The organism is Synechocystis sp. LEGE 06083 (assembly GCF_015207725.1).
Classification (GTDB): Bacteria; Cyanobacteriota; Cyanobacteriia; order Cyanobacteriales; family Microcystaceae; genus Synechocystis; species Synechocystis salina.
The window spans coordinates 1-9,333 of record NZ_JADEWJ010000148.1; the positions used below are offsets into that span (position 1 = coordinate 1).

At 48.9% G+C, this 9,333-nt stretch carries 8 protein-coding genes and 1 pseudogene; 3 read left to right on the plus strand and 6 right to left on the minus strand.

The window, feature by feature from the left end:
• The 3 genes from IQ219_RS12025 to IQ219_RS12035 all read right to left on the minus strand — a co-directional run.
• Positions 1 to 1,680, minus strand: a 1,680-nt coding sequence (locus IQ219_RS12025; protein WP_194072755.1) for a proline dehydrogenase family protein, incomplete at its 3' end; no start/stop codon positions are given.
• Positions 1,681 to 1,994: 314 nt separating this feature from the next.
• Positions 1,995 to 3,503 carry a mechanosensitive ion channel domain-containing protein gene (locus IQ219_RS12030; RefSeq protein WP_194072756.1) on the minus strand — a complete coding sequence of 503 codons (1,509 nt, stop codon included), beginning with the start codon at positions 3,501 to 3,503 and terminating at the stop codon, positions 1,995 to 1,997.
• A 127-nt stretch (positions 3,504 to 3,630) separates the two neighbouring features.
• Positions 3,631 to 4,248, minus strand: a complete 618-nt coding sequence (locus IQ219_RS12035) for a DedA family protein (protein ID WP_194018795.1) — start codon at positions 4,246 to 4,248, stop codon at positions 3,631 to 3,633.
• A 185-nt stretch (positions 4,249 to 4,433) separates the two neighbouring features.
• On the opposite strand from IQ219_RS12035, the gene IQ219_RS12040 reads away from it, so the two are divergent.
• The 3 genes from IQ219_RS12040 (at position 4,434) to IQ219_RS12050 (ending at position 7,371) form a co-directional block, all read left to right on the plus strand.
• Positions 4,434 to 5,672: an LL-diaminopimelate aminotransferase gene (locus tag IQ219_RS12040; RefSeq protein ID WP_194072757.1), complete on the plus strand. Its 1,239-nt coding sequence runs from the start codon at positions 4,434 to 4,436 to the stop codon at positions 5,670 to 5,672.
• Between the two features lie 69 nt (positions 5,673 to 5,741).
• Positions 5,742 to 6,161, plus strand: coding sequence for a hypothetical protein (locus tag IQ219_RS12045; protein WP_194072758.1), 420 nt, complete (start codon positions 5,742 to 5,744; stop codon positions 6,159 to 6,161).
• Positions 6,162 to 6,213: 52 nt separating this feature from the next.
• A complete protein-coding gene (locus tag IQ219_RS12050; RefSeq protein WP_194072759.1) occupies positions 6,214 to 7,371 on the plus strand; it encodes a DUF2974 domain-containing protein in 1,158 nt (385 codons plus the stop codon).
• 55 nt (positions 7,372 to 7,426) lie between these two features.
• Here IQ219_RS12050 and IQ219_RS12055 read toward each other — a convergent pair whose 3' ends face one another.
• From IQ219_RS12055 to IQ219_RS12065, 3 genes and pseudogenes are all read right to left on the minus strand, one after another.
• Complete coding sequence (locus IQ219_RS12055; RefSeq protein ID WP_194072760.1) at positions 7,427 to 8,395, minus strand: protochlorophyllide reductase; 969 nt, start codon at positions 8,393 to 8,395, stop codon at positions 7,427 to 7,429.
• Positions 8,396 to 8,516: 121 nt separating this feature from the next.
• Positions 8,517 to 9,080, minus strand: a complete 564-nt coding sequence (locus tag IQ219_RS12060; RefSeq protein ID WP_368667606.1) for a TolB family protein — start codon at positions 9,078 to 9,080, stop codon at positions 8,517 to 8,519.
• A gap of 18 nt (positions 9,081 to 9,098) precedes the next feature.
• Positions 9,099 to 9,333, minus strand: a pseudogene (locus IQ219_RS12065) (hypothetical protein); the annotation flags it as partial.

Here is a 9,333-nt window from a genome sequence, read left to right on the forward strand (position 1 = left end):
ATCACGTACTGGCGTTTTCTTCCAAGCATGGAAGGCCGCTTTAGCCATTTCCAGGGCATGATCCGCCTGGTCAACGCTGATTAGCCCCACCTTGCCAATCACCTGGGATGGACAACAGGGATTAACGGAATCAATATAGGTCTCGGTTTCGACGTACTCGCCGTTAATGTAGGGCAGATAGGTTTTGCCTAATTGCTGTTTAACCCGGGTTAGGGCTTGGAAGGCTTTTTGGCGCAGGTCAGCATCGGCATAATCCGTATCAGGGGCGTTGGGATAACCCTTGGTGGGCAGGTCATTAATGCCTTTAACCTGGGGCGGAGTAATTAATTCTTCAATGGGACGCTCCTCTAGGTTTTGGCGTAGAAAAGAACTATTGGCCGTATTTTCCAGTAACCGTCGAATCAAATAGGCCATGCCCGGCAGTAGCTTACCGTAGGGCGCATAGACCCGCACCCGATGACCCCGTTTCACGATCGCCCGGGCCAAGGGTTCCCCCATGCCATAGAGAATCTGCATTTCATAACGTCGTTTGGGAATGTTTAACTCTTCGGCGATCGCACAGGCCAGGGCTTGGGAACGGACATTATGGCTACCAATGGCGGCATACAAATATTGGTGGTTTTCCAGTAATAGCCGGGTCATGCGTTCATAATTGGCATCGGTTTGGGCTTTTTCCACGTAAACGGGAATTTGCCAATGGTTTTGTTGGGCTTTAATGGTTTCCTGATCCCAATAGGCCCCTTTCACCAGGCGCACTGTGATGGGATAACCTCGATGTTTGGCCCAGGGAATTAACCCTTCTAGATCCGCCGCTGAATCCCGCAGATAGGCCTGCATGGTGATGCCAATATCGGTGCGGGAACGGAACTCTTCTTCCACCAACAATTCCTTGAGAATATTTAAAATCAGGTCTTTATAGTGGTACTGCTCCATGTCGAAGTGGACAGCGACCCCTAATTCTTGGGCGCGTCGCAACAATGCCCGAATCCGTTCACAGACTTTTGCTTTACTGCCCTCAGGGTCAAGGGGATCAAATTGGGAATAAAAGGCCGTTAACTTTACCGATACCTGCACCTGGGGCAACATTTCCCCGTCTGCCTCATCAATCTGGGCCACCTTTGACCAGGATTTTGCCTGCTGGGATAACTGGGCCATCAAGTCTAAATAGTTCTGCCAATATTCCGCCGCCTCCGATTCCGTAATTACCGCTTCCCCCAGTAAATCAATGGTAAAGCCCATTTTTTCCTTGCGGAGTCGTTCCACCGTTTTGATCACCTGGGCGATCGTTTCCCCAGCAATGTATTTAAATGCCAACTGTTCCGTGGCCTTACTCACCGTTCCCGCTGCAATCTGGGCTGGCGTAGAATGGGCATCAGCAAAGTTCAACAGTTTTTTCAGTGCCTCCGGTAACTCCACCTCCTCTTCGCCCATATACTGCTGGAGATGGTTGGCAATCTCACTATTACTCTGCAACGCTGGTAGACAGTCAATGAATTTGAACAATTGCACCCGCAACCCCGGATGACCCATGGTCCAATCCAGCAATTTGTCATCGAGCCGCAGATTATCGCCAATTTTGTCCCATAGCGATCGTTTCTCCCTGGTCTGGGCTAATAGTTCCTTGGCGATCGCCTGGGTAGCCTGTTCATACTGTTGTTGTGACTCGATTTGTGCAACCATGGCTTGTCTCTAGACGATCAGTTAGGGTGAGGTACTTCCAACTTCTGATCTTACCGTAGTTACCAGTCCCTATAATGGCTGCATTAAGCTTTGCAGATTTTGCACGGACTCTACTGGCCTAATGATGAAACGGTTAACCATTCAATAGTTTCGATATAATTGAAACCTAATCGTTTCTACTAATCTAATTCCTATGGTAGCAACTTCAGATTTATCGATTAATAAAATAGAAGTATGCCATAACAACGAGGATAGATTTATCTCCTTGAAACTTTTAAAAAAGCATTACCGCCTATAAGCTTTAGCTAACGAGATCAAGACTTTTGGCTAACATCAAAAATTTTGTTGATTCTTTGCCTAATCCAGTCCACAGGATTTTTCAGATCCGCCTCAGCCAGTAGTCCCATTTCTTTTAGTTTCTGTTCATATCCCTGGAGAGCACCCTGACGTTTACCCAATTCCTCCGCCACCCGTATGGATAGATGGGGGTGGGTAGATAGAAGTTTGTGAAAACAGTCTTTACCGATTAGGAAAAGGGTGGATTCTTCAGCGGCGATCATGGTGGTGGGATAGGGGACTTCCAGCATCAAAGGTAACTCACCAAAGAATTCCCCTTGTCTGAAAGTAAATATACGGTTGCTGATTTTTTCATTTTCATAAATGGCATTTATTGCCCCAGTGAGCACGACACAAAAATAGCTGTGGTACTGATTTTGTTTGACTAAGGTTTCTCCCGCCGATAAATGCCATCGTTTCCCCATTTCAATCACATTTCTAATTTCAAGATCATTGAGTTTTTGAAAGCAGAAGTTTTTCTTCAATAGCTGGGTGAGGGTGGGAGAATTATCTAATTTTTCTCCAGGGGCTGGAACCTTATTTTCTTGATTGCTAACTGCTAGAGAGATGCTTTCTGGATTTCTTAGCCATAGATCCCTTTGGGGGAAGGGCATATTAATTCCCCGGCGACGACAATTATATTGAATGATGTGATTGAGAGAGCTAAAGATCAGAAATCTTTGGTCGATTCTTTCAGTCCAAACCCAGAGTTCAAAATTAAGAGAATTTTCGCCAAACCCAAGAAAAACTGCTTTTGGTGCTGGCTCACTGACAATATTTTTTTCCATGGCGGCGGATTCCAATAGCACTTCCGTCACTAGAACTAAGTCACTGCCATAGGCCACACTGACTGGCACTTCGAGGCGACCGCTACAATTTTCATAGTTCCAGTTGATTACTAAGTTGCTGGTTAAATCGGTGTTGGGCACCACTAGGTCACTGCCTCTAAAGGTGCGGATTATCGTAGAGCGAATGGAAATTTCTTTGATGTAACCAATGTGGTCATTAAATTCAATTAAGTCACCAACTTTGAGTTTATTTTCGCCAAAAATTGTTAAACCACTGACTAAATTCCTAGTTAATTCCTGCAAGCCAAAACCAATACCGATTCCCAGTCCCCCCATAATTACGGCAAAGCTAGCCAGTTCCAAGCCCATGCCTTGCAGCACAATAATAAAGCCTAATACTGCTACACCTAAACTTGTTAATGTACCAATTACTTCTCGGTTGCCTTCACTAAATCCTAGTCTGAGCAGGAGAATTTTTTTGAGAAATTGTTTGGTGGCCTTGGCAAATACTCCCACCAATAAAAGCAGAAAACAAGCCTGAACAATCCACCACAAAGTGATGCTCTCAGTTCCCAACTTAAAGATGGGAGCATTCAATGTTTCCACCAGCCAATTTTTTAGCAAATGCCCTTGTTCAAGCACATTGGCGATCGCCTGGGGTCCCGGTCCTTGTGGTTGTGTATTAAGTTGTGCAATCACAGTAAGCTTCCCCAGGATCAGGATGATCGAATATAGCCAAGCCCTAATTTTAGCCTAGTGGCCCGTGGGGCAAGGATAGGATCAACTAGGAAATTTACGAGATTACACAGGAGTGGGAGCCCAAAAATCAAGCCCTCCGACGTAGCTGTTTGCGAACAATTGACAACACTATGATGGCGGCCACACTAACCAGGACAATTTTTGACACCGGCCCCAAGTATTGCTCCACTAAGTCATAGTTATTACCCAGTTTATAGCCGGCATTGGCGAGAAAGGTTACCCAGAGGGATATGCCTCCCAAGCTATAGAGGGTGAAGGAAATAAGACCCATGGCATTGATGCCTGCAGGCAAAGAGACCATGGTGCGGATGCCAGGTACCAAACGTCCCAAGAACACTGATTGATGACCATAGCGACCAAACCAAACGTTAGCTTTGTGAATGTCCTTGGCATCTAGGCCAATCCACTTACCATAACGGTCGGCAAGTTGTTCTAACCGTTCTTCACTGACCAATTTACCAATGTAGTACCAGGGATAAGCTCCCAAAATTGTCCCAACAATGCCTGCCACAATCGCCGGGAATAATGCCAATTTTCCCTGGGCAACGGCAAAACCAGCTAGGGGCATGATCAATTCGGAAGGGATGGGGGGAAAGAGGTTTTCTAAAAACATTAAAAGACTGATCCCCCCGTAGCCTAACTGATTCATCACCTGGGGAATCCATTCTGTGATCCACTGGGACATAAATGTTTGATCGAGATGTGATGTAAGGATAGATTTTGCAGGAAATTGGAGTAGCTACGGCCGTCGCCGTCAATGAACCAAGGGGAGTAGGGTTGGTTGGAGCGGGCATAACCCCATTGTCAACTTCCCTACGGTGAGGGGTAACTCACCTTTTATAATGGCGATCGCCCTTTAATCACCAAGCCATGGCCAGTATCAACGACAACTATCTCAAGCTCAAAGCCGGTTACCTGTTCCCCGAAATTGCTCGGCGGGTAAATGCTTTCACCACTGCCAATCCTAACGCCCAGGTGATCAAACTTGGTATTGGGGATGTGACGGAACCCCTGCCCCTTGCTTGTCGCCAGGCCATGGCCAAAGCCATCGACGACATGGGCGATCGCCAAACCTTTAAGGGCTATGGTCCGGAACAGGGTTACGCTTGGTTACGGGAAAAAATTGCCCAGCACGATTTCCAAGCCCGGGGCTGTGAAGTTAGTGCCGAAGAAATTTTCATCTCCGACGGTTCCAAATGTGACACCGGCAATATTCTCAATATTTTTGGCAAAAATAACACCATTGCCGTCACCGATCCTGTCTATCCCGTCTATGTGGATACTAATGTAATGGCGGGGCACACCGGCGATGCCAACGACAAAGGGGAATACGGCGGCCTGGTTTACCTGCCCATTTCGGCGGAAAATGAGTTCACAGCGGCAATTCCGAGCCAAAAAGTAGATTTAATTTACCTTTGTTTTCCCAACAATCCCACCGGAGCCACTGCCACTAAAGCCTATTTAAAGGAGTGGGTAGATTATGCCCTGGCCCATGGTTCGATCATCTTTTTTGATGCGGCCTACGAAGCATTTATCACCGATCCCACCTTGCCCCATTCCATCTATGAAATTGAAGGGGCCAGGAACTGTGCCATTGAGTTTCGCTCCTTTTCCAAGAATGCTGGTTTCACCGGCACCCGTTGCGCCTTCACTGTGGTGCCAAAAACTTTAACCGCCAAAGCCGCCGATGGCAGTGACGTGGAATTATGGAAACTCTGGAACCGCCGCCAATCTACCAAATTTAATGGGGTTTCCTACATTATCCAACGGGGGGCCGAGGCTGTTTATTCCCCGGAAGGCCAAGCCCAGGTACAGGAACTGATTGCCTTTTATTTGGAAAATGCCCGCATTATTCGAGAGAAGTTAGCCGCTGCCGGTTTGATGGTCTATGGTGGGGTCAATGCGCCCTATGTGTGGGTCAAAACCCCCGATGGCCTGAGCAGTTGGGACTTTTTCGACAAGCTATTACATACGGTGAATGTGGTAGGTACCCCTGGCTCTGGCTTTGGGGCGGCCGGAGAAGGCTATTTCCGCATTTCTGCTTTTAACAGTCGGAGCAATGTGGAGGAAGCCATGGAGCGCATCACCTCTACCCTCAAATTGGGTTAAAATCCCCCTGGGGTTGCCCAAAAATGGGTAGCTCTGGGCCTTTGTCGGCATCACCGGTCTGAGAATACAGTGCAGTCATCCGTCGAACTTTGGCAAAAAAATCTGCACCGGGCCAGGCAGGCCAGGGATTTAGTTTTCGACTACGCTTTGGGCACTAGCCTCGTGGCCCTATTGCCGATCGCCGGTTACTATTCCCTGCGGCTGTTGCTGGTGTTATTTCTGTTGGCCAAAATGTGTCGGGACATTGGTAAAGTTTGGCAATTTCCCCGGGGACAAGACCTCTTGGCGATCGCCGGTAATATTTTTGGGGCCATTGGCGCAGTGATCACAGCCTCTGTAGTCTGGGTCATCCTACTGGCGATCGGGATCTGGGTGCCCTATTTCGACAGTTTTAAAGGCTTTGCGGGACTTTTCACCCTCACCTGGATGTTGGGTCAAAGCACCAACCAGTATTATGCCAATGGTGCGGCCAAGCAACCATCCCGCTGATTTGTTAAATCTTGGACCAATCCAGCCTGACTGACTCAGGGAAGCGTAAACCATGGGCATCTTTAACCGCCGAAGACTATTACTAGGGGGAGCCGCCCTGGGGGGAGCATTCACCATAGGCCAAGAGGAGCGCCATCGACAAAAACAGCAACAGTTGGAGGAACTGGCCCGAGCCCAGGCCGCCAACACCGACCGCACCAATATGTTAAGTGCCGCCTTTGAAGCCGATGCGGAAAAAATTTACCGGGGCGAGGAGATTATCAACAGTGTTAGGCTCACTCCCCCTATCCTGCCCTACGATCGCCAAATTTCCCGACTACTGATCCGTTGCAGTAAGATTGCCACCCAACAATACCTAACGGGGAAAACCATCCCCAGCTACGACGGCAATATCCAACAGCTACCAGCCTATAGCCCTGACCTGGATAAGTATAAACAAATTGCTTCTTTTCGGGGCAAGGAAGCCAAAATTTCCGAATCCGTTGCGGTGCAAATTCCCTTAGATAACACGGGCGATCCCCTCGATCAAACCTGGGACCAAGCGGAAGATTCCCTGGGGGAAACCATTCGCCAAGTGGTGAAAGTAACCCAACAAATCCCCGTTTACCTCGGTTTTGTCCTCAGTTCTCCCCAGCACAATTTAATTGTGTTCCGGGGTACCCAAACCACCATGGAATGGGTCAACAATCTCCGGGCCCAGCAAATTCCCTTCACCGATCGCCAATCGGGACAACATTTCGGCAAAATTCACCAAGGCTTTATCGAAAACTATCTCCGCATCGTCAGTCCCATTCCGAGGGAAATTGCCCGAAAATTAGACCCGGCTGTGCCCTGTTACATCACTGGCCATAGTTTGGGGGCTTCCCTGGCAGTGCTGGCGGCCCTGGATTTAGCGGTTAACCTGCCTAATTTACGGCCCCAGATCCAACTTTATAGCTACGCCTGCCCTAGGGTTGGGGATATAGCCTTTGCCCAACTCCATTCCCGCCAAGTACCCAACAGTTACCGCATTGTTAACCTCGCCGACGTGATTCCTCTCCTGCCCCCCACAACGGGACTAGGCACCTATGTCCATGTGGGCCAGAGTTGGAGTTTCCTCAACCAAGGGCAAGACATTTTACCCAACCATGTGGTGGACACCTACCAAGGCGCAGTGGACCGGGAAGTAGAAACGGACCAGTCCAGGGACTATCCCATCGCCGCCGTTTGATCATTTTTGACTTGCCCCCCTGACCCCCCAATGCTGGGGGGAATTTACAGGTGAACTAAACCAGACCCACTAACTTTTCGCTTAAATCCCACATGCGCTGGGCCTTTTGGGCATCACTCCCCTGTTCAGAAAGTTCCTGCACAAAAGCTTCCCGCCCCGCCTGCTGACGGTTGCCCCAACTCCAATGCACCCCGGACTCTTTAAATTTGTCATCGGCCACCACCATGGCCACCCGTTCCCCGGCCAATTCTTGGCTGACATAGCCTTTGGTAACATTTTTTTGGAACCAGGGAAAAATAGTCCGGAATAGAGAATAGTGGTTGCGGAACAGGGGAGTATCGGCCACACAGCCGGGATAGAGGGAGTTAAAAACAATGCCCGTTGCTTGGTGGAAGCGACGGTGCAATTCCCTGGTGGTGAGCATATTGCAGAGCTTACTATCTTTATACGCTTTGCCCGATTTGAATTTTTTGTTATTAATCATGGTAATGGGTTTTTTAAAGCCCGCTTCAAACCCTTCAAAGTTGCCCAGATCCGGTGGAGCGGGGATGGGAATTTTGCCCCCAAGCTCTTTGCTGTTGGCGGTGACGGTACCCAAGATAATTAGGCGTTTATCTTCGTCAGAACAAGCTTTCAGGTCTTCTAGCAAGAGATTGCAAAGCAAGAAATGTCCCAGGTGATTGGTGGCGACGGATAATTCATAGTCATCCGCTGACCAGAGGGGATCATCTAATAAAGGGAAGTAAACTGCCGCATTACAAACTAAGGCTTTGAGAGGACGTCCCAATTCTCGAAACTGGCTCACAAATCGCCGCACACTATCTAAATAGCCCAAATCTAGTTTAATAATGTTGTAAGAATCTTTAGGAAAACCCAACTCGTCGGCAACTTTCTGGGTTTTGTCCAAATTGCGGCAGGCCATGATTACGTGCCAGCCCCGATCAATTAACGCTTTAGCGCCATATAGACCCACCCCGGAGGAGGCTCCGGTGATGATCACCGTTGGTTTCATCGGCTGTTCCATGGATTTATAAATTTTTAATTAATTGTTAGTGGTTAAATTTCGCCACTCTTTAGAATCGCATAATGTTGAATCCCCTTTTGTGAAGGAGCTTTAAGCAAAATTCAGTTTTGCCCATGGTTAATCATGGGGCGGTGGGGGGATTTTCCACGGGGGTACCCTCGGCAATGTCCAGTTCAATTTGGGGCCCCCGGTCGAGAATTTCGATGTCCCATTGTCCCCGTTTGGCGGTTTCAAAAACGATGTAGCGGCCGTCGGGGCTAATCTTTGGATTTCTGACCCATTGGCGATAGTTGAGGGTTAACAGGTCAGTTTTTTTGGTGAGGCGATCATAAAGGGCAATGTCGGGCCGCCCTTGGATGCTGGACAAATAGACTAGGTAACGGCCAGTGCGACTCAGGCTGGGGCTTTCGGCAATGGTGTTGGCTTGGTTCAATCCCGGTAGGTTGACCAACTGGTTATTGCGGAGGTCATAGACCAAAATTTCCCTGGTGCCGTTGCGGTTAGAAACTAGGGCCAACCAACGACCGTCACCGCTCAGGCTGGGCTGTTCGTCATTGAAGCGGCTATTTAGGCTCTGGTCCAATGGCGATCGCCTGACTTTATTACAACCACTGAGCGCTAGGGGGACTAGTATTATTGCCAACCATAACCATGGAGTCCGCCCTAAACTACTCCAAACTTTCACCCTGTTCACTGAGAAAAATTAATAATCAAACCGTTCTTGGTCATCAGCTCCGATGGGGGGCTCTTCCGCATCGACTGGGGGACGACTGGGACGTTGACTGCGGGGGTTACCACTGCGGGCCGCCTGTTCCTGGTCCTCTGGAGTGGTGGGGCGGGGAGTTAAATCGGCTTCGTCAATGGGTTGGTAGTCCACATAGGCCGCCGGGGGTTCATCTTCGTAGGGGCGGGCATTGCGGGGGGCATTCCCTGTCTCT